The organism is Streptomyces sp. NBC_01198 (assembly GCF_036010485.1).
GTDB lineage: Bacteria > Actinomycetota > Actinomycetes > Streptomycetales > Streptomycetaceae > Actinacidiphila.
In genome coordinates this window covers 18,316-42,559 of record NZ_CP108568.1, presented here as the reverse complement: position 1 = coordinate 42,559, position 24,244 = coordinate 18,316, and the positions used below count along the sequence as shown (strand labels likewise).

The following is a 24,244-nucleotide window of genomic DNA, read 5'->3' as shown; positions in this document are numbered from 1 at the left end:
CGTGAGTGGTTCACCGACAGCTATGAGTATGGCGGGTTCGCGGCCGAACGAGCTCGGGGCGAGCGGCCCGTCATCGCTGCAGTGTGTCTGGCCGGTCGGCGATCTGAGTGCCGTGGTCGGAACGGGCTTGACCTTGACGCTAGGTCAACCCTCCATCCTCCCGGGAGGAGCTTCCGCGCAGTCGCCTGGAACAACTCCGCGAAGGAGGCAGATGACCCATGACAGCCCAATCGATCGCCGGTCCGGCGATTCGCATGCAAGGTCTCAAGAAGTCGTACGGGAAGCTCGAAGTGCTGCGCGGTGTGGACTTCGACGTGGTGCCGGGCAGCATCTTCGCCCTGCTCGGTTCCAACGGGGCGGGCAAGACCACGACCGTGAGGATCCTCGCCACGCTCCTGAAAGCCGACGCGGGGGCGGCGAGCGTCCATGGCTTCGACGTCGCCACGCAAGCGGCGAACGTGCGGGAGTCCATCAGTCTCACCGGGCAGTTCGCGGCCGTCGACGAGATCCTCAGCGGTCGGGAGAATCTCGCCCTGGTCGCCAGGCTGCGCCACATCAAGGACCCTGGCGCGACTGCGGATGACCTGCTGAGGCGTTTCTCGCTGAGCGAGGCGGGCGCGCGGAGAGTGTCCACGTATTCGGGTGGGATGCGCCGCCGGCTGGACATCGCGATGAGCCTCATCGGGAATTCGCCGGTGATTTTCCTGGACGAGCCGACGGCCGGACTCGACCCCGAGGCGCGCATCGAGGTGTGGGAGGCGGTCAAGGAGCTCGCCGGCCACGGAACTACGGTGCTGCTCACCACGCAGTACCTGGACGAGGCCGAGCAGCTGGCCGACCGAATCGCGATCCTCCACCAGGGACGGATCATCGTGAACGGCACCCTCACCGAGCTCAAGCAACTCTTCCCACCAGCCAAGGTCGAGTACGTCGAGAAGCAGCCGACTCTCGAGGAGATCTTCCTCGCAGTCATCGGGGGCACCGACAAGAGCGACGTCACTGGCACGACAACTGGGGGACAAGGATGACCACGTACTTCTTCAGCGACGCTGCCGCGCTCACGGGGCGGACCCTGCGCCATGTCACACGCAGCATGGACACCATCATCACGACCGCCATCACGCCGGTCGCCATGATGCTGATGTTCGTCTACGTGTTCGGCGGCGCCATCGATACCGGGTCGGTTCCGTACGTGAACTACATGCTGCCCGGCATCCTGCTCATGACCATCGCCTCAGGCATCTCCTACACCGCGTACCGGCTGTTCACCGATGTGAAGAGCGGGATCTTCGAACGATTCCAGTCCATGCCGATCGCGCGGTCGGGTGTGCTGTGGGCCCACGTCGTCACCTCCCTGGTCGCCAACCTGATCGCCCTCGTGCTCGTCGTGGGCGTCGCTGTGCTCATGGGCTTCCGCTCAGGGGCAGGAGTGTCAGCATGGCTCGCGGTCACTGGCATCCTGCTCCTGTTCACCCTGGCGCTGACCTGGCTCGCCGTGATCCCCGGGCTCTCCGCGTCGTCGGTCGAGGGAGCTGGCGCGTTCGCCTACCCCCTCATCTTCCTGCCCTTCGTCAGCTCGGCGTTCGTGCCCACAAAGACGATGCCCGGCCCGGTGCGCTGGTTCGCCGAACATCAGCCGGTTACGTCGATCGTCAACACGATCCGCAACCTGTTCGCCCAGCAGCCGGTCGGCGACGACATCTGGACCGCCCTCGCATGGTGCATCGGCATCCTCGTCGTGGCGTACATCTTCGCGATGACCGCCTATCGCCGGAAGATCGCCTGAGGCAGGCTGAGACCCATGCTCACCATCAGCCAGCTTGCGGCGTACGCCGGGGTGACGGTGCGGGCCGTACGCCACTACCACCGGATCGGGTTGCTGCCGGAGCCCGAGCGCGACCGGTCCGGATACCGGACCTACGACGCTGCCGCGGTCGTGCGACTGATCCGGATCCGCACCCTCGCAGACGCCGGCGTGCCGCTGGCCCGGGTACAGGAACTCCTCGCCGCCGGCCCGGAGGACTTCGCCGGCGGCGTCCAGGAGATCGACAAGACCCTGCATGCCGAGATCCGGCGGCTGCAGGACACTCGCAGCCGACTCGCCAGGCTTGCCGCCGGAGAGCACCTGGCGCTTCCGCAGAGCGTCGTGGACTACCTCGACCGGCTGCGCGGTCTCGGAGTTGAGGAGCGGTACATCGAGATGGAGCGGGACGCCTGGATCATGATCGCCGCCCAGTTGCCGCACTCGATCGACGCCGTGATCGCCCAAAAGCACGTGGAGCTGGACGACCCCGACATGGTGAAGCTCTACAGCCTTCTCAGCGGGGCACTCGACTGGCCGACCGACGATCCGCAGATCGTCGAGGTCGCCGACATCATGGAGCGCTTGATGATTCGCGCTGAGGAGGCCGGCGAAGTGGGTGCCGACGACGGCATCGACGACCAGTTCGTCGACCTGCTGGACTCGACCACGGCCAACTCCTCACCGGTCGCCGAGCGACTCCGGGCGATCCTGGAGGAGCGGGGCTGGAGGGGCTGGATCCGCATCGAGCGAGTGCCTACCAAGGGACTAAACACTGAGCAGCCGCCATCGTGAAGGCATGTCAGGGTCCTGGAATGACGCTATTTGGGGGTGGACGTGCTTTCCGGGGGCGGGCCCCAGGGGGCCCGATCCGAGGACTTCGGGTGCGAGCGTGACAGCCTTACACCCGCCTGGATCTCACCGACCGTGGCAACGCGCCGGGTCTCCGGCCGACTGATCACATGGTCACCTCAGCTGAGAGCCTGCCGCCCCGTAACCGACGCGGGCCGGGCTCGTTGAGCACGGCAGCCCCCCCACGATGAAGCCCGGTGCCGGCGGCCCGGGCTTCGTGCTGTACCCGTCCCGTCAAGGCGGCCCGGGCGGCCCCGGGGCGGCGCTACCGTGGCATCCGGCCACGCATGATCCGGCCGGGTGACCATAGCTGCGCGCACCAGTCCCACATCCCCGGCAGCCCGTTCACGGGCAGGGGTGACCCCGAGGAACAGACCGGCATCCAGGTTCACCGTCACCATGTCGCCGAAGACCGGGGCGGAGGGCCCCAGCGCCTCGGCGAGCTGCTGCGCGATGGTGAGGAGATCGAGCGACGCCCCCAGCCGGGCCGCCCCTGTCAGCGCCACATCCATCCGCTGGCGGGCCCGCAGCTGCGTCCGGCGCGCCCCCCACCGCTCGGTGACGTCCGACATCACGAGCAGCAGTTGAGCGGCCTCGCCCGCACTCCCGCTGTCCAGGCGCAGCGCGGTCAGCTCGACCGCCTCCGCGCCACCGTCCTGCACCACGGCTTGCTCCAGATCGAAGAGCGGCTCACCACCGGCGAGCACGCCCTCCAGCATGTCCCGTGTGCTGTCCGCGTCCTCCAGGAAACTGTCCGTGACCGGCTTGCCCGTGGTGACGTGCAGCGTCCCCAGCTCGGAGATCACCTGCTCTACCCGCAGGTCCTCGTCCAGGACCAGCACGCCGACGTGTCGCTGCCGGGTCAGCGCCTCCACCAGCGCTGCGCCTACGCCCCCCGCGTCCGAGGCACCAGCCATGCCACCAGGCTATGCCTCCTGAACCTGCGGTGAAGACACAAGTGGCTCATCATCGAATGGACGGAAGGATCGCCCTCGGCGATGTCGGCGCTGCGCCCCCGGCGTCTCGGTCAGTCGCGCTCGTCACTTGTCCAGTCCTTGTTGAAGCCTCCGAGATGCGGGTGGTACATCTCGTCACCTGAGTGTTGCGTGAACTCGACCTTGATCCACAAGGTGTCGAGCGGGAGCAGGCCGGCGCAGGCGTCGATCAGTGACTGTGCGAGCGCTGCTCGGGTCTCGCGGGGACGTCCGCTCCGGATGTCGCACATGATGAGGGCGGACGGTGTGGGTGGGCCGTCCTCATGGCATCGCCAGACGCCGCCCTGTCCGAGATCGTGGACGGAGACGGTGAGCAGGTCGGCGTTCACCTTCATGAGGTCGGCGTAGATCTTTCCCACACGCCCCGCGAGTTCCTGCTTGGCGGGTGCCGGCACGTCGAGCGGCAGGTCGATCTGGATGGATGGCATGGGTGGTGTGCCTTTCGCTGGTGGTCCGGCGGGCGTCAGCCATGAACGGCTGCGGAGTGGTCCTCGATCATCGAGGCGATCCCGAAGAGCCGCTTCTCCTCACCTTCAGCACTGATGAGCTGGATCCCGACGGGCAGTCCGTCGAGGCGTCCCACGGGCACGCTCAGCGCGGGCACGCCGGCCATGTTCCACGGGCTGGTGAGCGACAGGAGGGCGGTGCGAGTTTCGAGCGTCGCGGAGCCGGCACGCACAGTTCGCTGATCGATCCGCGGAGCGATGATCGGAACGGTCGGTACGGCGAGGACCGGGTGCTGGTCGAGCAGGCGCAGAACGAGGTCCCGGAAGTCGCGCCGCGCACGATCGGCTGCCGCGTACTGCTCGGTGCTGACCGACTCTCCGGTTCGAAGCCGGGCGAGGACGTCGGGGTCGATCAGGGACTCCTCGCCGGGGAGGTGAGCGGCATGGACGGCGAACGCCTCGTGTCCCTGCAATGTCGAGAACGTCCGGAACAGGTCTTCGGTACGGCCCAGGACCCCGGAGACGGCGCGCGGGTTCGCTCCGCCGCGGATCAGGGAGTCGTGCGCGATCTGGGCGACTCGTGGATCGGTGGGCGCGATGTCCTCGGGGGGGATCCAGGCGACGGGCGCATCCGGGAGGTCGCTCGACGGAGTGCGTTCGGGGGAACGGGAGAGAGCGAGTGATGCCAGCAGCGCATCCTGGCTGGTCGCCGTGAACAGGCCGACGTGGTCGAGCGTAGGTGCCAGCGGATGGATTCCGCTCACCGGAAGTGCGCCGAAGGCCGGTTTGAAGCCGACCACACCGCACAGCGCAGCCGGCACCCGCACCGATCCGGCGGTGTCGGTGCCGAGAGCGAGCGGTACCATCCCGGCGGCGACGGCGGCGGCACTGCCGCCGCTGCTGCCGCCGGACATGCGTCCGGGGTCGACCGGGTTCCTGGACGGACCGTGCACCGAGCGATCGCCGGTGGCACCGTAGGCGAACTCGTGCAGCGTCGTCTTCCCGACGATCACGGCGCCGGCTCGCCGTAGGCGGGCGACGATCTCGGCGTCCTCGATCGCCCGTGCCGTGCCGAACGACGACGCTGATCCGCACGTCGTCGGCAGCCCGGCGATGTCGATGAGATCCTTGACTGCCACCGGCACGCCGTGCAGCGGCCCGCGATCGCGCCCGGCGGCGAGTTCGGCGTCCGCCTGCTCGGCGGCGGCCAACGCTCCGGCTGAGTCGACGAGGACGAAGGCGTTCACCGTCGGATTCCGGTCCTCGATACGCCGCAGCGCGGCGCGGACCAGCTGGACAGACGACGTCGTCCCTCGACGCAGCGCGAGACCGAGTTCGGAGATCGTGACGGGTGGGGTGTTGGCGCTGTTCATCAGGGGGCTCCCGGGAGGAAGGAGAGCAGCGGCACTATCAGCGCCGTGCAGATGCTCGTGGCGGCGACGTTGCCGACGAACGGGTGAAAACCGGCTGGGAGGCGGGCCGAGATCGCCGCGGCGGTCGGCGGCGAGACGAGCGCTCCGACGAGGGCGGCGACCACGGTCGGGACCATCGCGCCGTTGTAGGTGAGGACGGCGGCGGGTACGAGGGACACCACCGGTACGAAAGTCGGGTAGAAGCCGGCTTCCAGCCAGCGCTGCCGCCAGATGATCACACCGGTCAAGGCCGTGATGAGCTGTCCGATCAGGACCGTCACGAACAGGCCTGACCCGTAGACCAGTGACTCCGGTGCCGTCGCATAGGCGAGGAGCGACCGATGATGAGTGCCGCGCTCGCCCACTTGTTACCGAAGAACTGGGCCTCGGACAGGTCGGCCAGTGCGCGCCGGAGCACCCACACCGGTCCTTGCTGCGCCGGCCACCGCCCGAGAGCGGGCGCAGCAGACGCCATGGCCCGCCACGCCCATGGTTCGGGCATCCACGAAAGCCGGGGACAGATCATGAACGCTGTCGACGCGGCCAGCGCCATGCCGGCTGTCGCACCGGCGACCGGCGGCAGACCGCTCGGTCGGGCGACCCATGTGACCAGCCCGATTGCCGCCGGAGGTGCCTAGCAGCGCCCCGGACACAGCGGCCGTGAGGAACACTCGCCAGCCGGGCCCGTAGAGGGCGACGACCGCCGGTGCGACCGACACCAGGGGCGCGGACAGCGGCTGCCAGGTCCCGCCCGCCAGCGTCCCTCCCCAGAGCAGGGCACTGAGCACGACGCTGAGCAGTGCGGCGCCGGCGACCGACGGCCAGATCCCGGTTCCGCATGCCTGGACGAAACCCTGCAGGTACCAGCCGCGGTGGTGTGCGATGTGGCCGATCAGGCCGCCGGCGAGGAGGAGGGCGCTCGCCGATCCGACCGCGTAGAACTGCGGTTCGGAGATCGCGGCGAGCACCCACCGGGCCAAGCCCGGCAGGTCGCGGTAGTTGCCTTGCCAGCTTGGCCCGCCGGTCAGCGAGGCCCAGGCGGCCGCGCTCGCCACAACGACGAACGCGACCGTTACGAGGGCCAGGCGTGCGGCCCCGTGAGTGGGTTTCGTCGGATCGACGACGGCGCTCACGACGTCACCGCGGCAACGGCGGCGCGCCGCGGTAGCCGAGCATCTGGTCGTAGAGGTCCGTCCGCCGGTCCCGGTGCAGGTCGTTGAGCTGGTTCCAGATCGGCGCCGTTCTGGTGGCCGTGAGGTCCACGTCGGCGTAGATGATCGTGTCCTCGTCCGGACCGGCAATGCGGTCGATCGGCCACCCGTTGGTGCCCGCGATCAGTGAGTTGCCCATGAAGCCGGCCCCCCGCTCCTGTCCGATGCGGTCGGCCGTCGCGATGAAGACGTTGTTGACGTGCGCCGCCGTGATCGTGAGATGGGCGGCCATGCAGACGCCGCTCGCGTCGTAGAGCGGCGGCGGGGTCCACACCCAGCCGGTTGGGATGCAGATGATGTCGGCACCCAACTGGGACACGATCCGGGCGGTCTCGGGGAACCAGATGTCCCAGCACACAAGCAACCCGATGCGGCCGATGCGGGTGTCGAAGACCTTGAACCCCTCGTCGCCGGGGGTGAACCACAGCTTCTCGGTGTTCCACAGGTGCGTCTTCCGGTAGCGGCCTATGTAGCCTTCGGGCCCTACCAGCACCGCTGTGTCGTAAAGCCGCTCGCCATCGCGCTCGACGACGCAGCCGACGATGTACATGCCGTGCTGTGCGGCGGTCCGCTCGAACAGCTGCAGCGACGGCCCGTCCGGGATCGTCTCGGAGTGCGCGAAAGCCTCCTCACGGGTCTCGAATACGTAGCCGGTCGTCGCCAGTTCGGGGAGGACGACCAGGTTCGCGCCCGACTCGCCGGCAGCGTTCAGACGCTGCTCGACTGCCGCCGCGTTCGCCTTGAGGTTCTCCGCCCCGACCTGTGGCTCGAACTGGACAACTGCCACCCGGGCCGGGCTCACCCGGGCCTCGTTCTTCGCGGCCGCTCCGTCGGACATCAGTTACCCCTCAGTAGCTAGTTTCAAAACAAGACTGGATAGCAGGAGAGTAGGATGGGTGGTCTGGTTTTGCAACCACCTCGGAGCGGCTTGTTCCGACGGGCACAGACAGGAGGACCAGATGGGGGCGTCGAAGCCGGCTCTCGCGAAGGCGGCGTGCCCGGTCGCTCGCGCGGTCGACGTGGTCGGGGATCGGTGGTCCCTGCTGATCGTCCGCGACGTGTTCGACGGGATCCGCCGTTTCGGGGAGCTGCAGCGCAGCCTCGGTCTCGCGCGGAACATCCTCACGGAGCGGTTGCGCACCCTCGTCGCGCAGGGAGTTCTCGAGACCCGCCCAGCCTCGGACGGCACGGCCTATTACGAGTACGTCCTCACCGAGAAGGGCGCTGACCTGTTCGCGATCCTCGTGGCACTGCGGCAGTGGGGCGAAGGGCATCTCTTCGAGGAAGGGGAGCAGCACTCCGTGTTGCTGGACGTCCACACCGGGCGGCCGCTCCGTAGGCTTGAACCGACCGACGACGAAGGCCTGCCGGTCACGTATCGCGACTCCTACGTTCTGAAAGCGGCGGAAGGGGCTGACGGCGAAGGCGGCCGAGAAGCCCAGGCGTGATCGCGACACCCCGAACAGAACGTCTCCACCCACCCCGGTGAACCGCCGTTGTCGGCGATCGACCGCCGACAGCGACCTGGCCGGCGGTCGAAGCCTGCCGTCGCGCAAGCCCGCTAGGGTCGTGACCCTCACAGGTATGTGAAGGTCAAGCCATGGCCGACGAGACGGATTGCGAGGCCGCACCGATGCGCATCGGAGAACTGTCCACCCGTACCGACACCCCTCACCGCCTCCTGCGCTACTACGAGGAGCAGGGCCTGATCGTCGCCGGCCGCCTCGGCAACGGCTACCGCGATTACGACGAGGCTTGCGTCGACCGGGTCATCCAGGTCCGCGGCCTGCTCGACGCGGGCCTCCCGACCCGGATCATCCGCGTGCTGTCACCAGCGACACCGCCTTGGCTGCGATGTCTCGGTTTTGTGGCAGTGGTGGTGAGAGACAGTTGGTTGTGGGGTTGTTGTTGCTGGTCAGTGGCTTCTTTGTGGGCTGTTGGTTGCTGTTTTTGGGGGTGGGAGTTCGGGGGTGGAGGACTGTCCGGGGTGCGTTATCTGATGGGGGGTGATGCTGTCTCAGGTTCGAGGGTTCTGATGCGGTGGCGGTGGTGGCTGGGGGTGTGATGGGGGGATGGACGAGCGGGTTCTGGGCGCGGGGCGGGTGGGGTTGCCGAGGGGGTTGGTGGTGGGGCGTCTGCTGGAGCGGCAGCGGGCGGGGGAGTTGTCGACCCGGCATGTGGTTGCGGTCGCTGAGACGGTGGGTGTGTCCGAGCGGACGGTGTGGCGCTGGCTGGAGCAGGCGAACGCGACCGGGCGGGTGGAGCCGGGGGTCCGGCAGGGGTACGCGGTGTCGGACGAGGTGTGGGAGCTGCTGGGTGAGGCGGGGGGAAACGTCTCGGAGTTGCGGCGCCGGCTGTTGGCCGGTGCGGGCGGGGACAGCGGGGTGCCGGTTCCGTCGATGTCGACGTTGAGCCGGGTGGTGCGCAGGGACCGGCGGGCGGGGCGGGTGCTGGTGACCGGGCGGGAGCCGGAGGTTGCCGGGCCGGGGCGGCCGGATCCTCTGGGTGAGTTGGGTCTGGATGTCGTCACGGGGGCCGGCGGGCGGGTGTTTGTGCGGGAGCAGAAGCATCTGGCGCAGGTTCCGGTGCTGGTGGCGGGTGCGCAGGTGGTGGTCACGCCGGTGGTGGAGTCGGTGGTGCGGACGGTCGCGCACGCGGCGGCGCTGGGTGCGGTGGTGTGCGTGTACGGGGACGCCGGGCAGGGCAAGACGGTCGCCCTGCAGTACGCCTTGTCGCAGTTGCCGCGCCCGGCCCGGGTGCGGCGGGTCCAGGTCGGGGTGCATTCGTCGGTGGCGGAGGTGCGACGGGCGCTGGCCGAGGCGCTGGACCTGCGGGGGCGGTTGCCGCACGGGACGGGGGAGGCGGACGCGGTGCTGGTGGAGGCGTTGCGGCAGCCGCGGGTACTGGTCCTGGACGAGGCGCAGCGGCTGTCGGTGTCGGCGCTGGAGTTCCTGCGGGGACTGTGGGACCACCCGGACACCGACACGGCGCTGGTCTTCGCGGGAGCGGGCAGTGAGCGGGCGCTGCGCAGGGTTCCGGCGTTGGCGTCGCGGGTCCTGACATGGGAGCTGGTCCCGCGCATGGCCCCGGGCGAGGTCGCCACGGTGATGCAGGCCTTCCATCCCCTGTGGTCCCAGGTGGCCGATCAGGACATGGCGTGGGTGGAGGAGTACGTAGGGCACGGCAACTTCCGGACCTGGGCGAAGGTCACCTCGCACCTGACGGCCGAGACATCGGGGCGCTCCGCCGCGGTGGTCGACCGGCGGATGCTTCAGCGGGTCTGCGGCCGGCTGGCAGGACCGCTGTGAGCGCGCGCCCGGGGCCGGGCCGGCAGAACCCGGCGGCAGGACGCGCGCCTGTTCCCGATTCCGGTGCCACTCCCGCACCCCCTGATGCGGGTCTGCCCGCGGCATCGCTGTCGGCGCTGCGTGGACCGGCGGTGCGCCGGCTGCAGGAGGTGCGCCGTCAGGGCAGGCCGATCTCTCGGCAGGTGAGGGTGGTGGCCGAGGCACTGGGGGTGAAGGAGCGGGCGGTGTGGCGGTGGCTGGCCGACGCCGAGCGGGGCGGTGCCGGCGTTGTCGTGACCGGCCCGCGGGAGCAGACCGGCACCCGGTACACGGTCACTCCGGAGGTGCGGCACCTGTTCGCGCTGTGGAAGGGGAACGTGGCCGCGGTCCACCGCGAACTGGTCGCGCGGTCTGCCCGGCGCTCTCCGCCCGGGTACGTACCTTCGCTGCCCACCCTGCACCGGGCGATCCAGCGGGATCTGGATCCGGGGGAGCGGGCCGGTCTTGCGGCGGGGGAGCGGGCGGCGCGCAAGCACGACGTGTTCCTGGCGAGGCCGCGGGGCTGGCGCAACCAGGTGTGGGAGACCGACCACGTCCAGGCGCCGGTGCTGGTCGACGTGGAGGGGACCGCACGCAGGCCGTGGATCACGTGGTTCACCGACTGCGCGACGAACGCGATCACCGGCCTTGCTGTGACACCGGGGCATCCGTCGCGGGAGTCGGTGCTGGCCGCTCTGCGCGCCGCGGTCCTGCGCGAGGACCCCTACGGGCCGTTCGGCGGGCTGCCGGAGAAGGTCCGTATGGACCGCGGCAAGGACTTCCTGTCGTCCATGGTGATGGCCGTGTTCGACGTTTTGGACGTGGGTGTGGAGGACCTGCCCGCCTACACCCCGCACCTGAAGGGCACGGTGGAGGGGGTGAACCGGGCGGTGGAGTCGATGTTCCTGGCGGCCCTGCCCGGCTACGCCCGCCAGCCCCGCCCCGGCAAACGCCCCTCCCGCCCCAAGGACGAAGTCCTGCTGGACTTCGAGGACTTCACCGCCCGGCTGCTGGAATGGGTGCAGTGGTGGAACACCTCCCACCAGCCGGCGCCGCTGGCGGGCAGAACCCCGCTTCAGGCGTGGCAGGCCGATCCCACTCCGCTGCGGGACGTACCGGCCACGGACTTGTGGACCTTCACCTTGGAGGACGCCGGCACCCGCACGCTCACCACACGCGGGGTCCGCTTCCGCAAACGCGACTACGTCGCGGCGTGGATGTGAAGTTCCCCCCTGATCTTGGACAGCGGATGCTTACGCTGCGGGGGTGAGGTCGTGCCGCAATCTAGCTCGGGTTTCGAGTGGGGTGAGGTACCCGAACTCGGGGTGCTTGCGGAGCCTGGTGCGGTTGTACTCGACTTCGATGAAGCAGAAGACGTCGGCTCGGGCCGCCTCACGGCTTTCCCAGACGGTGGTGCCGATCTCCGCTTTGAGCAGTCCGAAGAAACTCTCGGCTGCAGCATTATCATAGCATATGCCGGTTCGTCCCATACTCTGCCTCAGATTCAACTCCCTTATCACGGTGCGAAATTCGCCACTGGTGTACTCGCTGCCGCGGTCGGTGTGCATGATGCAGCCGGGCTGCAGGCCGCCGCGGCCGGCAGCCATGCGCAGGGCGTCGGTGACCAGTTCGGCGCGGTGGTGGTCGGCCATCGCATACCCGATCACCTCACGGGTCGCCAGGTCGATGACCGTGGCCAGGTACCACCAGCCCTCGACCGTGGGGAGATACGTGATGTCGCCCACCAGCTTCCGGCCTGGCTCGTATGCGGTGAAGTCGCGGCCGACCAGGTCCGGGGCAGGGGCTGCCTTGGTGTCCTGCTGCGTCAGGTAGCGGCGCCTGCGGCGGGTGACACCGCGAATGTCGCGCTCGCGCATGATCCGCTCGACCCTTTTCCTGTTGATCGCGAGGCCGCCCCGCCGCAGCTCCGCATGGACGCGCGGGGCGCCGTAGGCACCTCGCGAGGTGGCGTGGATCTCACGGATCCGGTCGGTCAACCCGTCTTCGGCGCACTGCCGTTCGGCGGCTGCGGGCCGTGAAGCGAGCCAGGCGTAGTAGGTGGAGCGGTGGAAGCTCAGCACTCGGCACAGCCGGGCGACGCTGTAGCCATCGGGGTTCTCCTCGGTGGCCTTCTCCGCATCGATGAAGCGGCACACAGCGCCTACTTCACGATCTCCTTCGCGAAGAAGGCCGCGGCTTTTACCAGGATGTCGTTCGCCTTCTTGGCCTCAGCCAGCTCGCGGCGCAGGCGCCGCAGCTCCTCACGTTCCTCGCTGGTCAGGGCGCCCGCCGGCCCCTCGCCCTGGTCGATTTTCGCCTGCTTGACCCAGCCACGCAACCCCTCGGGGCTCACTCCCAGTTCCCGGGCGATCTCGGTGACGTTCCGATGCGGCGACGACCGGACGAGCGCGACCGCGTCCCGCTTGAACTCGGCCGTGTACCGCTTGCTCATGTTGCTCTTGCCACTCAACTTGGACTGCTTCCTCCGGGACGAACCGTCCCAGTATCAGGCTGTCCAACTCACTGGGGGAACTTCAAGACGAGCAACGGTCATTGAAGACGATCCCTGGCACCACCCGGGTCGGGCCAACCTTGAAAGCGGTTTCAGAGGCCCGCACTCAAGGCGTTCTACGCCTGGCAGAGGTTGCGCCGGATCGCGTCGATGACGCGGGTGCCCTGTTCGCGGGTGAGCTGAATCTGCTCGTTGCCGAAGCTCAGCATCGTCTCGACCAGGAATTTTTGCGGGTCCCGGTTTTTCGCCAGGGCCCGGCAGCGGCCCAGGCTGTTCGACAGCAGGGACCCCATGGTGGGGCGCCCCGCCACGATGGCAGGGTCAATCGCGTTCAGGTCGGCGAGGAAGGCCGCGACCGCTTCGGGGCTGGGGGCGGGTACTCCGGCGGCACGCGCGGCAATCGCCACAGTGCGGGTGTCGACCGGCGGAGGGCCAACCGTGGCCGCGTGAGTCGCAGTGCCGGTCGGCACGGGGTCGACCGGGGAACCGTGCTTGGAACCCACCGACGGCACCGTGCTTGCTGCGGTCGTCGGTGCCGCCTCGGAACTCTCTCCGCCACCGCACCCTGCAGCGGCCAGAGACCCGGCGAGAACGAGACTGACTGCTGCGGTGCGAGCGCGCACGGTTGCTCCTTGGGTAGGACTGGTTGGGCGGCGGCTTTGCGCCCTGCCTCAAACCGCGAGAACTGTACCGTTGGGCGACGTGGGCAGACGCCTTGGGCGGGCACCACCTTCCACGAGGCCGCCCACCCAGGGGCAACCCTCGCCTGCTGCCCCGGGGCGAGGTTCAGACACAGGCACTGACCTGGACGCCCTGGAGCGGGATCTGATCCGGGCGGCCCGGCAGCGCCGCGCCTCGTGGCAGCGGATCGCCGACGCCGTCGGGTTGGCCACCCGGCAGTCGGCTGATACCAGGGCGCTGCGCCTGGAGCGGGCCACCGCACAGGTCGGCGGCCGGGATGTCGCAGCTCAGCGCCTGGAGAAGGCACGTCAGCGGAACGCTGACGCCTGGTGTGAGGCGCACCGCGACCGGTTCCGCGAGGCCGGTGAGCGCCTGGTCGACGCCTCGGGCGCGTGGTCGCGGCTCGAAGGCGACCCGCTACTGCACATGCTGGCAGCCATGTTGGCCGCTGGGGGAGACGGACCGCAGCTTGCCCGGCGGCTGGAAAGCCCGTGTTCTGTCGTCGCCCCGCCCGGCCGGGAGTTGTCGGAGCCACCGGGCCGCGAGCCGCGACGGCGGCCGCCGCCCGAGAAGTGGTACTCGGGCTGCTCGCCGAGGTCGTTGCCGGTCCGAGCGGCGGTCGGACCGGCCCGCGACGCCTCGGACCCGCTCCCCTCCGGGTGAAGCGGTTCCGCTCCGGCGGCGGCGCAGCAACCCGGCCGTCGCCTGCCCGCGCCGTCGATGCGCCGTCAACCGCAAACTTTTGGCCGTCCGGCAGCCGGACCCTCACCAGTGGCCCTTGGCCGCCGGCCGTACGCAGCGGCCGGTTGGGCCGGCACGTCTGGCCCGATCCAGCGTCGCGCTCGGGCTGCGCCTTGAGCATCAAGTGTTCAATCCTGCGGGCCTCCAGGACTCCCACCCCGGCAGCCCGGCCGGGCCGGGCCGCGGGGCGCGGCAAGCCCTCACCACAGGACCAGGAGACCGCGACCGTGCTGTACCAGCAGCTGGCGTTCGACGTCGCCGACGACGTCCAGGACTAGGGCCAGGACGACGACCAGGAGCAGAAGTTCGTCATCAGCCCGGAGCGGCGGGCGTGGCTGGAAGAGCTACAGCGCCGGGTCGGTGAGCTCGCGGGGGACGCCCCCAAGGCGAAGTCGAACAAGAACCCCGGAGCTGCTGCCGCTTCGCACCGGCCGGGCTATCGGCGTCGCCGCTAGCTCCTTGACTGCTGTGTTCCCATATCGGCCGGATCATCCATGCCGTTGTTGCCTGCAAAGATCCACCCGCCGTAGGGAAGCGTCATGCCCATGGAGCTGCCGGTGTCAGGGATGACGTAGGCGTCTTCGCCGAACACCCAGTGGGCGAGGTTCATCAGCGCCCTTGAGTTGTACGAGGCGCTGGGGATGAACTTCAGACCTGTCCCGCCGGCGTAGTCGCGGTAGTTCTTCATGAGCAGCTTGTAGACCAGGTCTTTGTAGCGGTCGGCCGTGGGCGCGCCGGCTATGAGCGCGGTGGTCGCGGCGGCCACCAGGTCCGCGAGCTGCAGGTGGTCCACATGGTCGGAGCGTGTGGTGATGATGGGCAGCAGGATCTGCTTGTCCGCGGGCTTCACGTACTGGGTGCCGTCGGTGTCGAGAGCCAGTGCGTCAGCCAGCCACCGGGTCTCGTCTGACCGGCCGCCGCCTGGCTGGTCGGCGATCACCACGCCCTTTTCCTCGCCGAACGCGTAGGTGACCCGCTCGTAGAGGTACTCCAGCATCTCGCTCTTCAGCTCGGATTCGGACCAGCCGGGCATCAAGTGGGGCGCGCAGACGACGACGCACGCCCGTACTCCGAGCGCTGCTGCTCCTTCCAGCATCCGCACGCGGGCTGTGTGGATCTCGTTCCATTTCTTGTGCAGAGGCCCGCCGTCCGGTGCCCACTTGAATTCGGTGCCGGTCGGGATGCCCAGCTCCTTGCGAAGCTGGGCGAGCTGCTCGCGGTAGGGCTGCAGTGCGTCCTGGGGAAAGATCACCGCGCCGTAGGCGTGAAGATCCTCAAGGCCTTGCCGGGGGACGTCTTTTGCCTTGCGTGCGCTGTCGTCCATGAACGCGAAGTACATGGCGCGGAAGCCTAGCCCGAGCGGGTTGGGAGGATGCCAGCGCAGCATCCGGCCTAGGGCCCTGCCAAGCCGCTGGCCGCTGCATCAGCCCTGAGAGTGGTTCCCCATGGCACGCCGACCCCCTTCACGCACGGCGAGGTGTACCGCACTGAGTGAAACCGGTACGGTCACCGCATGTCTGGGGAGAACAGCACAGAAGGCGCTGCCCGCAACGGAGTTGGCGTGGACGTGGTCAGCGCCCACCTGCCGGCGCAGAGCGAGCCGCCGCTGACTGAGTCGCTGTTGTCGTTCCGGCCTTGGGGAGTGGGCTTCGAACCGGGGTTCCCGTTTGGGTGGTGACGGCATGGTCGGTGCATAAGGGTGGGGCCTTCTGAACAGTTCGATGGTGTCGAATCAACGAACAACGTCAGGAGGCCCCGGTGTTGGAGTGTTCCGTGTCGATGGCTGGGCCGTCCAGTTCGGTCACTCCGGGGTGTGACTGCCTGGCACACCGGTTCGGAAACGCCGCCGACCACGGCACGCGCCGGCCTCGGTATCCGTCGGACATGACGGACGCGGAGTGGGCGGTGGTCCGGCCGTTGCTGCCGGTGCCGGGCTGGATGCGGGGCCGGGGCGGGCAGTCGGAGGCGTATTGCCACCGGGCCATACTGGACGCGGTGCGGTATCTGGTCGACAACGGGATCAAGTGGCGCGCGATGCCGGCCGATTTCCCGCCATGGGACCGGGTCTACGCGTTCTTCCGCCGCTGGCGCGACCGCGGCCTGATCGGGGAGTTCCACGACCGGCTGCGCGACCGGGTCCGCACCCGTGCCGGGCGGGACATCGAGCCGACGGCCGCCGTGATCGACTCCCAGTCGGTCAAGGCGGACGCGGTCGTCGGCTCCGACAGCCGCGGCTTCGACGGCGGGAAGCTGATCAACGGCCGCAAAAGGCACCTCGTCGTCGACAGTCTCGGCCTGCTGCTGGGCGTGATGGTCACCGCTGCGGACGTCGGAGACCGCACCGCCGCGAAGGTCCTGCTCCAGCGGGTGACCGAGGCGCATCACCGTCTGGTCCTGGTCCGGGCAGACGGCGGATACACCGGCAGCCTCGTCAAGCACTGCCTGGCCGTCCTCGCGCTGGTCCTGCAGATCGTCAAACGCAGCGACGACCGACGCGGCTTCGTGGTCCTGCCCAAGCGGTGGATCGTTGAGCGCACCAACGCCTGGCTGATGCGCACCCGCCGGCTGGCACGCGACTACGAACGCCGCACCACCAGCGCGGAGGCGATCGTCTACTGGTCGATGACCCTGCTCATGACCCGCCGGCTGGCCCGGCAACACCCTTCGCCAGCGTGAACCGGCCTGGTGAGGGCTCGGTCAGCCATCCCCGCGCGACCAGGCGTTTCGCCTTCGCCCGCAAGGCCTCCACCCGAGCCGGCACCACGTCCATCCCGAACACCGCGGCCATCTCCTGGCAGGTCAAGGGCCCTTGACGAAGCCGGGACCGGTCGGCGAGTGCCTGCACGATCCGCTGGTAGTCCACCGACAGGACCGACCGGGCAAGCCCTTCGCGCCACACAGGCACCTGTGACCTCGATTGCACCGCATCCCGCGAGCTTTGGGAGGCTTCCGCCTGGTCATCGCCGCCGGAAGCCAGCACCGCGTCGACCCGCCTGCGGGCGACCGACCACTCCCGCCATTCCTGCTCGGCCTCGGCCAACTCGGCGTGGATCCGGTCGGCCTCCTCCCGCAGCCCGTCGACACGACGACGAGCAGCAACCTCGTGCCGTTCCAGCAGTCCGACAACCGACGGCATCCCGGCCTCCCCAGCGAGCGACAACCCGACAGGCCACACCTCCCACCGAACCACCCAACCCATGCCTGACCAGCGAAAACGCCGCCCTCAAATTCGGAACGACAACAGCGACTGAGTTCGAGCTCTCGGTCGGCGAGCGCAAGATCCTCCAGTTCAAGAAGAGGCCCCAGATCACGGCGGTCGCCGAACTGGTGTGGAACGCCCTGGACGCCAATGCCACCGAGGTCGACGTCGAGTTGCGGCGCTCCGGGTGGAAGGCGATCACCGACGTCGTCGTGACCGACAACGGCCACGGCATGACACCTGAGCGGGCGCGCACCGCCTTCCAGGCGTTCGGCACCACCTGGAAGACGAGCAGGACACATACCGAAGGCGGAGAACGCATCCTGCACGGCCGTAACGGCGAAGGCCGCCTCTTCGCTTTTGCCCTGGGAGACCAGCTCACCTGGGAGTCTGCAGCCGTGGCCGACGACTCCTTGGTCGGGGTCCGGATCCGCGGCAACGCCGACCACGCCACCATCTGGCAGGTGGAGGAGACAGGGCCAGCGCGGGAGAAGCCCGGCACGGTCGTTCGCATCTCTGTACCGCAGGGCAAGCCGCTGAGCAGCCTGGAGCGTGACGACGCCGCAGCGAACCTCACCGCGAAGCTGGCGTTCTATCTCCTGGCGTACCCGCACGTGCGCGTCACGTTCGACGGCAAACAGCTCGACCCCAGCGACATCATCGTGGGCGACCCCGTCGACCTGGAGCTGGACCTGCCACCGGAATACGCAGGCGAGGATCCGCCCCCGGTCGTCACCTTTGTCGAGTGGAACAAACGCATGGGTGACCGCGCCATGCTCCTGTGCAACGCTGCCGGCATCGCGCTGGGCGAGCACGGCAAGGACTGGTCCGACGGCATCATCAGCTTCACCCCCTACCTGCGCGCCAACCTCTTCAACGGCCTGTCTGTCGACGACCTGCACGGCCTGACCATGGCTCACTCCGGCCTCTTGGACGCAGCCGTCAAGGCGGTCCAGCAGCACCTTGCCGTTCGCGGGGCCCAGATCTCCGCAGAGGTCGTGCGGCAGCTCAAGTCCGAAGGTATCTACCCCTACGATGACGAGCTGGCGACCGGCGCTCTCGCCGTGGAGCGCCAGACCTTCGATGTCGTCGTCACCGCCGCCCGGCACGCGCTGCCCAGCAAGGGCGCGGCCCGCAGCCTGTCGGTCAACCTCATCCGCACCGCCCTGGAGAGCAGCCCCGGTGATCTCCACACCATCCTGGAAAAGGTCCTGGCGCTCAGCGACGACGATCGCCGGCACCTGAAGAATCTCCTGGACAGCACTGACCTGACGCACGTCATCGGCGCGGCCACCACGGTCACCAACCGCCTGAACTTCATCCGGGCACTCCGCGGGATCCTCGCCGACGAACACCGCCGGAAGGACCTGCGAGAGGTCGACCAGCTCCATCCCATGGTCAACAAGAACCTCTGGCTGTTCGGCGAAGACTGGAACATGACCAGGAGCGAGCTCGGGCTCACCAACGTCCTGCGTGCGCACCTGGAAGACCACCTCGGTGAAGACGTGGTCCTGGAACACGAGCTCGAGACTGTGACCCAGCCGGACGGGCGCGGCGGCCGGGTCGACATTCTGCTCTTCCGCAGTCGCCGGGATGACAACTCCACCGAGCGGCTCGTCATCGAACTCAAGCGACCCACGGTGAAGGTCGGCCCGAAGGAACTCGACCAGATCAAGAGCTACGCACGAGCCATCATCGATGACCCCCAGTACAGCGGGGTGGGCGCCAAGTGGCGCTTCTACCTCATCACCTACGCATACTCCGACAAGATCCTTCGCGACATCCGACAGAAGGACCGGCCGCCCGGTCTCGCTGACATCCAGGAGGACTACGAGGTCTGGGTCAAGAACTGGGGCGAGATCCTTGACGCCGGGGAAAAGAAGCTGCGGTTCTTCCAGGAACAGCTCAACTACGAGGCGACCGACGACCGCGTTACCCAGCACCTGCGCGAGAGCTACTCGCACTTCATTCCTGACGCTTGGACGCAGCCAGACGAGGCCGAAGAGTCCGAGCCGGCGGTCTCCCAGCAGCAGGACTGAATGCTGTGCGCGGCGGGGGTGGTGGCAGAGCGTCCCGAAGCCGAACTCGAAGCAGATGCGGCGGCACCAACCCGGTGCCGCCGCAGCGCCCGGGCTACCGGCCGCGCCACTGCTCCGCCGCGGTGCTGCCGGCGCGATCTGTTAGTCCCGGGCGGCGTACTGGCAGCCGATGGTCCACCAGCTGGTGAGGTCCAGGCCCGCCCCAGAGCCCGCCGAAGCGGGGCTCCAAGTCCAACGACCGCCCGCCAGGTCGGGACATCCCAGGCCCCGACAGCGTCGGCCGCTCAGCCCGGGTGGGGCGATCTGCTGGGCAAGCGCGTGAGCTCGGCGAGACAGGCGTCCAGGCGCTGAACATGCCCTGGGAGTGCTTCGTGAAGATCCCACCAGTGAACGGCTGCGGTCTCCTCGTTGGCTTGAAAGGCGCGGGCTCCGGCACAGTGACCTGCGAACACGGCCAGGTATTCGACTCGCTGGTCGGGTGCCAGTACAAATTTTGCATAGCCGACGAACCGCAACGGTCCGTCAGGCTCCTGCCCGCTCTCCTCCAACAGTTCACGCAGAACTGCCTGACGAGGCGATTCACCCTGCTCGATACACCCGCCCGGAAGTTCCCAGGACTGACGGTACCGATCGAAGACCATGAGGACCCGGCCCGCACGCCAGAGGGCGACGAGCGCCGCCGGCAGTGGCGCGTCTCCCGGCGGCGTTGCCTCGTCGTCCCACGTAACGCGAGCAGTGCTGGCGGGCCGGGAGACGTCGCGTACGGCGCGGCCGGCGGGATCCTGGCCGGACGACGCCTGCGGGGCCGGGAAGGCGACCACCTCTACCTGCCAGGGCACATTCGCGTGTACGCGGGCACCACCGGACGCGCCGCCTTGAATGTCGGCAGGCGGGATGTGGGGTACGGCTCGACCACTTGCTGCGGATTGGCTATGTCTCGTGAGTTCGGGCCGGCTTAAGACTTGGCTTCTTCGGCGTGCGTGGCGCCTGTGTGGAGGTGGGGCATGGTGGAGAGCGTGGACAATCTGCTGCATGGCGTCAGCGCGTCGAGATGGCGGGCTCGTAGCGGCGATGGGCCGCCACGCGTTGCGGTCATGGATGTCGGGCTTGGGCTGCTGGCCACCGCGGCTGCTGTGCGGCGGCTTCGTCCTGATGTGGATCTGGTGCTGTCCACAGATCCTGATGGCATGCCCTGGGGGGTGCGCACTCCCGAGGACCTCACGGCACGTGCGCTTTTGGTAGCTGAGGCGGCGGCTGCCTTCCAGCCGGATTTGCTGATTGTCGCGTGCAACACGGCCACGTTGCTTGCCATGCCCGCTATCCGGGCCAGCCTGGGAACCAGCGTGGTGGTGGTCGAGACCCTGCCCGCCGTGGCAGAGGCCGCTGCTGGCGGCGGCCCGTTCGCTGTATGGGGCACGCCGACCGGGGTCCGCAGCGAAGGGCTGCAGCGTCTGCTCGGGCGTTTCGCAGCGGGCGTGTCAGTGGCCGAGGTCGCCTGCCATGGGCTGTCGGACGCGATCGAAACCGCGGACGCGGAAGCGACGACTGCCGCCATCACTGCCGCGGTTGCCAAGACCCCCATCGCTGTCCGCTCGGTTGTCCTTGCATGTACGCACTACGAGCTGGTCGCCCCTCAGATCCGTGCTGTGCTGCTGCGAGGCGGTGGCGGGGCCGGGCCCGCGCTGCACGGCTCGGCTGATGCTCTGGCCCGCCGGGCACTGGCAAGCGTGGGCCTCAAACCCCAGCCGGGGGTCGCCGCTACCGGCAGTCTCACCGTGCTGCGCAGTGGGCGTGTGGAGGAACTGCCTGCGGCGGCCTCAGCGTATGTCGAAGGTCGGCTGCTGCACGGGTCGGCAGTCCCTGGATAGTTGCTGCGCTCGAACCACAAAGGGTGCCGGGTCGGCTGAGCCGTGCCGCTATCTGGGCGTCCTCGTGTCGAGGGACTGCAATACACGGGAGTTCGATGTGACTGTCACGGAACACGCGGAGCGATCACGCAGCGCTCGGCGGTCCGGCTATCGCTGGGTGGTCCTGGTGATAGCGACGTTCGCCCAGGCGTGTGCCTGCTTCTTCGTCCAAGGGCTCGGCTCGATCACCGTCTACCTGCAGCGGGAAATGCATCTGAGCACTACGCAGATCGGGCTGCTGGTCACCGCGGCGCAGCTGGTGCCGCTGGCCGGACTTCTGGTGGCAGGCGAGCTGCTGGACCGCTACCCGGAGCGATGGGTCGTGGGCGCGGGCAGCGTGATCGTGGGCGCGGGGCTGCTGGGAGGGAGCGCCGCACCGGGGTACGGGTGGCTGCTGGTGGGTCTGCTGGTCGTGGGGGCGGGATACAGCACAGCTCAGCCCGGCGGCAGCAAGTCGGTAGCCTCTTGGTTCGCGACGTCGCAGCGCGGTTTCGCGATGGGTATCCGGCAGGCAGGCCTGCCCCTGGGAGGTGCGCTGGCGGCGGCCCTGCTCCCTTGGCTGGCGAGATCCTACGGATGGCGGGCACCGCTTGTGGCCTCCGGCGCACTGGCATTGGTAGGCGGTGCGGTGTTCATGGGCTTCTACCGCTCGCCAGATCTCCCGTCGGCGGATGCGTCCCGCAGCGCTTCGCTGCGGGTGCAGTTGGCAGCCCGTTTCGAAGTGGCTCGGGCACCAGCAATGATCACCATCATCTTGTCGGGGGTCAGCATGACGTCACTCCAGTACGGACTGTCGCTGCTGACGGAGCTATACCTCCACACCAAGGCGTCGATGCCGGTGGGTCAGGCCGCCTCGTTCCTTCTGCTGATGCTCGGTTGCGGTGTGGTCGGTCGTATCGTCCTGGCCGCGTGGAGTGATCGCAGCACCGGCCGTCTGGTTCCAGTGCTGACCTGTATGAGCTGTGCCGCAACCGGGCTGCTCGTGTGGGCCGTCGCTCCTTTGCACTCGGCGTTATTCGTCGGTGGGCTGGTGGCCTGGTTGGGGTTCTTCGGATTCGGCTGGTACGGACCGTGGGTCGCCTACGTGGCGGACTGCTCGCCACCAGGGAAGTCGGGGTTTGCCCTCGGCCTTGCCATGGCTGTCAACCAGATCGCGGTGATCCTGGTCCCTCCGGGGCTGGGACTACTCAAGGACTCGACTGGCAGCTTCGTCCCCGACTTCAGCATCCTGGCGCTCTTCGCCATGAGTGCCCTTGGGGCGGTCCTGTGGAGGACGGCCATTCGACCATCGACCTGACGGCCTACACAGGGACGCCTTGCAGCAACTGACCGTTCTTCTGGGTGTTCCTCCGCTCGAAAGGCGAGCCATGCGCAGTCCAAATCCGCGACCGGCCCCGGCTCCCCAAGCCCAGCAGGCGTTGGGGAGCGGACAGCTCGCTTCGCTGCTGCCAGCCCTGCACGGACGCGACACCCCCTATCGTCTGCTTGCACAGGCCATCAGCCAGCTTGTTCTGGACGGGCGGATCGCCTTGCACGTCAGGCTGCCCTCCGAACGGGCGCTCGCACAGGCTCTGGGAGCCAGCCGCACCCTGGTCAACTACGCCTACAACCTTCTGAAAGAGACCGGCTTCGCCCGCAGCCACCGCGGCTCGGGAACCTTCACATCCCTGCCTGAGGGACGCACGCCCACCAACGTCGCCCGCACTGTCCGCGCGGAGGACAGCGTGATCGACCTTGCCCGAGCCTCGCCCGGGCTCCCGCCACAGGAGCTCGCCGAGGCATTGCGATCAACTGCCCAGCAGCTGATCGCACAGTCCCCAACCCCGGGCTACCACCCCTACGGGCTGCCTGATCTGCGAGCCATGGTCGCCGCACACTTCACCGAGCGCGGGCTTGCCACCATCCCGGAGCAGATCCTGATCACCTCCGGTGCGCAGCACGCAGTAAGCCTCGCCCTGGGGCTGCTGTGCTCTCCTGGAGACAGGGTCCTGGTGGAGACACCGACCTACCCCAACGCCCTGGAGGCGCTGCGTCGGCAGTGTCTTCACGCCGTGACGGTTCCCGTCGGACCGGACGGCTGGGATCCAGACATCATGGACGCCACATTGCGGCAAACCGTCCCTCACGCGGCCTTTCTGATCCCCGACTTCCACAATCCAACTGGACTGGTGATGCCTGCCCAGACGCGCACGCGGATTCTGCGCACGGCGCAGCGCACCGGGACTTGGCTCCTGGTCGACGAAACCCTGGCCGACCTCGCCCTCGACGTGGCGCCGCCGACGTCGTTCGCCTGCCACGCCTCACCCGCCGAAAGCAGCCGAATGATCACTATCGGCTCGATGAGTAAGTCCTTTTGGGCGGGGCTACGGGTCGGATGGCTCCGCGCGCCGGCCAACCTCATCGACGAACTGGCCTCGTATCGCATCGCCACCGACCTCGGGGGTTCGGTTGTGGATCAGCTCCTAGCACAGCACCTGCTCGGACGCCGAGGTGATCTCCTCCCTTCGCGGCTGGAGCAACTGCGTGCGCAGCGCGCCGAGCTCCAAGCAGCTCTCAAGGAGCACTTGCCTTCTTGGTCGTGGCGGCAACCCGAGGGTGGGCTGTCGCTGTGGGTGGACGTGGGCCGGCCCGCAGCCTCTGTGATCGCGGAGCGGGCCGGTGGCCTGGGCGTGCGGATCGAGAGCGGCTCCTGGTTCTCGGCCGATCCAGGCGTCTGCGAGACACGCCTACGCATCCCCTACACCCTGCCCCCCTCCGTGCTCCGTGAGGCCGCCCGGCTCCTCGCCGAAGCCCACGGCGAGGATCCCTGCCGCTCCAGTCACCGCCGCCCTCAATGGATCGCCTAAAGCTCGGGCATCGACTCGGTCCGAACAGGCACGTCACGGTCAACAGCGGCGGCGTCGCGCTTCAGGGCGGGGCGAAGCGTGTCAGCCGCGGGGGCTGGGACCGCATCGCGAAGTCGCAGCCGCTCCTCAACCGCGTGGTCGATGTGTCGCATGGCGATACGGATCAGCGGCGGGGCCATGGCGGACGTGGAGATGGCCACAAGGATGATGACGGTGTAAGTCCGGCCGGTCAGGACGCCCAGATGCAGTCCCACAGTTGCGATGACGATTTGGATG

At 68.5% G+C, this 24,244-nt stretch carries 26 protein-coding genes; 13 read left to right on the top strand and 13 right to left on the bottom strand.

Going from position 1 to position 24,244, the window contains the following annotated elements; translation table 11 throughout:
• Positions 1-218 precede the first annotated feature (218 nt).
• From OG702_RS00205 to OG702_RS00195, 3 genes are read left to right on the top strand one after another with little or no spacing between them, the layout of a single operon-like run.
• On the top strand, positions 219-1,028 hold the full coding sequence (locus OG702_RS00205; protein WP_327286772.1) for an ABC transporter ATP-binding protein: 810 nt from the start codon (positions 219-221) through the stop codon (positions 1,026-1,028).
• On the top strand, positions 1,025-1,786 hold the full coding sequence (locus tag OG702_RS00200) for an ABC transporter permease (RefSeq protein WP_327286771.1): 762 nt from the start codon (positions 1,025-1,027) through the stop codon (positions 1,784-1,786). The genes OG702_RS00205 and OG702_RS00200 overlap by 4 nt, the downstream gene beginning before the upstream one ends.
• A gap of 15 nt (positions 1,787-1,801) precedes the next feature.
• Positions 1,802-2,596: a MerR family transcriptional regulator gene (locus OG702_RS00195; RefSeq protein WP_327286770.1), complete on the top strand. Its 795-nt coding sequence runs from the start codon at positions 1,802-1,804 to the stop codon at positions 2,594-2,596.
• A gap of 176 nt (positions 2,597-2,772) precedes the next feature.
• Here the strand turns inward: OG702_RS00195 and OG702_RS00190 are convergent, their stop codons facing one another.
• From OG702_RS00190 to OG702_RS00165, 6 genes are all read right to left on the bottom strand, one after another.
• A complete protein-coding gene (locus OG702_RS00190; RefSeq protein ID WP_327286769.1) occupies positions 2,773-3,570 on the bottom strand; it encodes a PAS domain-containing protein in 798 nt (265 codons plus the stop codon).
• A gap of 110 nt (positions 3,571-3,680) precedes the next feature.
• The gene (locus OG702_RS00185; protein ID WP_327286768.1) at positions 3,681-4,076 is read right to left on the bottom strand and encodes a tautomerase; all 396 of its coding nucleotides are present in this window, start codon (positions 4,074-4,076) and stop codon (positions 3,681-3,683) included.
• Positions 4,077-4,111: 35 nt separating this feature from the next.
• Positions 4,112-5,467: an amidase gene (locus tag OG702_RS00180; RefSeq protein ID WP_327286767.1), complete on the bottom strand. Its 1,356-nt coding sequence runs from the start codon at positions 5,465-5,467 to the stop codon at positions 4,112-4,114.
• Positions 5,467-5,787 (bottom strand): hypothetical protein, encoded by a 321-nt coding sequence (locus OG702_RS00175; RefSeq protein ID WP_327286766.1) that lies wholly within the window; start codon positions 5,785-5,787, stop codon positions 5,467-5,469. The genes OG702_RS00180 and OG702_RS00175 overlap by 1 nt, the downstream gene beginning before the upstream one ends.
• Positions 5,788-5,874: 87 nt before the next feature.
• Entirely contained in the window at positions 5,875-6,639 is a 765-nt protein-coding gene (locus OG702_RS00170; RefSeq protein WP_327286765.1) for a hypothetical protein, read from the bottom strand.
• 4 nt (positions 6,640-6,643) lie between these two features.
• Positions 6,644-7,555: a nitrilase family protein gene (locus OG702_RS00165; RefSeq protein WP_327286764.1), complete on the bottom strand. Its 912-nt coding sequence runs from the start codon at positions 7,553-7,555 to the stop codon at positions 6,644-6,646.
• 121 nt (positions 7,556-7,676) lie between these two features.
• Here OG702_RS00165 and OG702_RS00160 point away from each other — a divergent pair, with 121 nt between their 5' ends.
• From OG702_RS00160 to OG702_RS00145, 4 genes are all read left to right on the top strand, one after another.
• On the top strand, positions 7,677-8,165 hold the full coding sequence (locus tag OG702_RS00160; protein WP_327286763.1) for a winged helix-turn-helix transcriptional regulator: 489 nt from the start codon (positions 7,677-7,679) through the stop codon (positions 8,163-8,165).
• Between the two features lie 185 nt (positions 8,166-8,350).
• Positions 8,351-8,782, top strand: a complete 432-nt coding sequence (locus OG702_RS00155; RefSeq protein WP_327293034.1) for a MerR family transcriptional regulator — start codon at positions 8,351-8,353, stop codon at positions 8,780-8,782.
• 7 nt (positions 8,783-8,789) lie between these two features.
• Positions 8,790-10,025: an ATP-binding protein gene (locus tag OG702_RS00150; protein WP_327286762.1), complete on the top strand. Its 1,236-nt coding sequence runs from the start codon at positions 8,790-8,792 to the stop codon at positions 10,023-10,025.
• A 191-nt stretch (positions 10,026-10,216) separates the two neighbouring features.
• A complete protein-coding gene (locus OG702_RS00145; protein ID WP_327286761.1) occupies positions 10,217-11,266 on the top strand; it encodes an integrase catalytic domain-containing protein in 1,050 nt (349 codons plus the stop codon).
• A gap of 30 nt (positions 11,267-11,296) precedes the next feature.
• Here the strand turns inward: OG702_RS00145 and OG702_RS00140 are convergent, their stop codons facing one another.
• The 3 genes from OG702_RS00140 to OG702_RS00130 all read right to left on the bottom strand — a co-directional run bounded on the left by OG702_RS00140 (position 11,297) and on the right by OG702_RS00130 (position 13,058).
• Entirely contained in the window at positions 11,297-12,199 is a 903-nt protein-coding gene (locus OG702_RS00140; RefSeq protein WP_327286760.1) for an IS3 family transposase, read from the bottom strand.
• A gap of 5 nt (positions 12,200-12,204) precedes the next feature.
• Positions 12,205-12,513 (bottom strand): transposase, encoded by a 309-nt coding sequence (locus tag OG702_RS00135; protein ID WP_327286743.1) that lies wholly within the window; start codon positions 12,511-12,513, stop codon positions 12,205-12,207.
• A 158-nt stretch (positions 12,514-12,671) separates the two neighbouring features.
• Entirely contained in the window at positions 12,672-13,058 is a 387-nt protein-coding gene (locus OG702_RS00130; RefSeq protein ID WP_327286759.1) for a hypothetical protein, read from the bottom strand.
• Positions 13,059-14,090: 1,032 nt separating this feature from the next.
• On the opposite strand from OG702_RS00130, the gene OG702_RS00125 reads away from it, so the two are divergent.
• Positions 14,091-14,255 carry a hypothetical protein gene (locus tag OG702_RS00125; protein ID WP_327286758.1) on the top strand — a complete coding sequence of 55 codons (165 nt, stop codon included), beginning with the start codon at positions 14,091-14,093 and terminating at the stop codon, positions 14,253-14,255.
• 173 nt (positions 14,256-14,428) lie between these two features.
• Here the strand turns inward: OG702_RS00125 and OG702_RS00120 are convergent, their stop codons facing one another.
• Complete coding sequence (locus OG702_RS00120; protein WP_327286757.1) at positions 14,429-15,316, bottom strand: DUF3800 domain-containing protein; 888 nt, start codon at positions 15,314-15,316, stop codon at positions 14,429-14,431.
• A 545-nt stretch (positions 15,317-15,861) separates the two neighbouring features.
• On the opposite strand from OG702_RS00120, the gene OG702_RS00115 reads away from it, so the two are divergent.
• A complete protein-coding gene (locus tag OG702_RS00115) occupies positions 15,862-16,653 on the top strand; it encodes an IS5 family transposase (protein ID WP_327286756.1) in 792 nt (263 codons plus the stop codon).
• On the opposite strand, the gene OG702_RS00110 is transcribed toward OG702_RS00115, so the two are convergent.
• A complete protein-coding gene (locus tag OG702_RS00110; protein ID WP_327286755.1) occupies positions 16,610-17,113 on the bottom strand; it encodes a hypothetical protein in 504 nt (167 codons plus the stop codon). The genes OG702_RS00115 and OG702_RS00110 overlap by 44 nt on opposite strands.
• 65 nt (positions 17,114-17,178) lie before the next feature.
• Between OG702_RS00110 and OG702_RS00105 the strand changes: the two genes are divergently transcribed.
• On the top strand, positions 17,179-19,215 hold the full coding sequence (locus tag OG702_RS00105; protein WP_327293033.1) for an ATP-binding protein: 2,037 nt from the start codon (positions 17,179-17,181) through the stop codon (positions 19,213-19,215).
• A gap of 284 nt (positions 19,216-19,499) precedes the next feature.
• Here OG702_RS00105 and OG702_RS35320 read toward each other — a convergent pair whose 3' ends face one another.
• Positions 19,500-20,249, bottom strand: coding sequence for an NUDIX hydrolase (locus OG702_RS35320; protein WP_327293028.1), 750 nt, complete (start codon positions 20,247-20,249; stop codon positions 19,500-19,502).
• Between OG702_RS35320 and OG702_RS00095 the strand changes: the two genes are divergently transcribed.
• From OG702_RS00095 to yczR, 3 genes are all read left to right on the top strand, one after another.
• Positions 20,220-21,083 (top strand): glutamate racemase, encoded by an 864-nt coding sequence (locus OG702_RS00095; RefSeq protein WP_442814261.1) that lies wholly within the window; start codon positions 20,220-20,222, stop codon positions 21,081-21,083. The genes OG702_RS35320 and OG702_RS00095 overlap by 30 nt on opposite strands.
• A 97-nt stretch (positions 21,084-21,180) precedes the next feature.
• Positions 21,181-22,419: an MFS transporter gene (locus OG702_RS00090; RefSeq protein ID WP_327286754.1), complete on the top strand. Its 1,239-nt coding sequence runs from the start codon at positions 21,181-21,183 to the stop codon at positions 22,417-22,419.
• A gap of 19 nt (positions 22,420-22,438) precedes the next feature.
• Positions 22,439-23,968 carry a MocR-like transcription factor YczR gene (gene yczR / locus OG702_RS00085; protein WP_327286753.1) on the top strand — a complete coding sequence of 510 codons (1,530 nt, stop codon included), beginning with the start codon at positions 22,439-22,441 and terminating at the stop codon, positions 23,966-23,968.
• On the opposite strand, the gene OG702_RS00080 is transcribed toward yczR, so the two are convergent.
• Positions 23,965-24,222, bottom strand: coding sequence for a hypothetical protein (locus OG702_RS00080; RefSeq protein ID WP_327286752.1), 258 nt, complete (start codon positions 24,220-24,222; stop codon positions 23,965-23,967). The genes yczR and OG702_RS00080 overlap by 4 nt on opposite strands.
• Between the last annotated feature and the right edge of the window lie 22 nt (positions 24,223-24,244).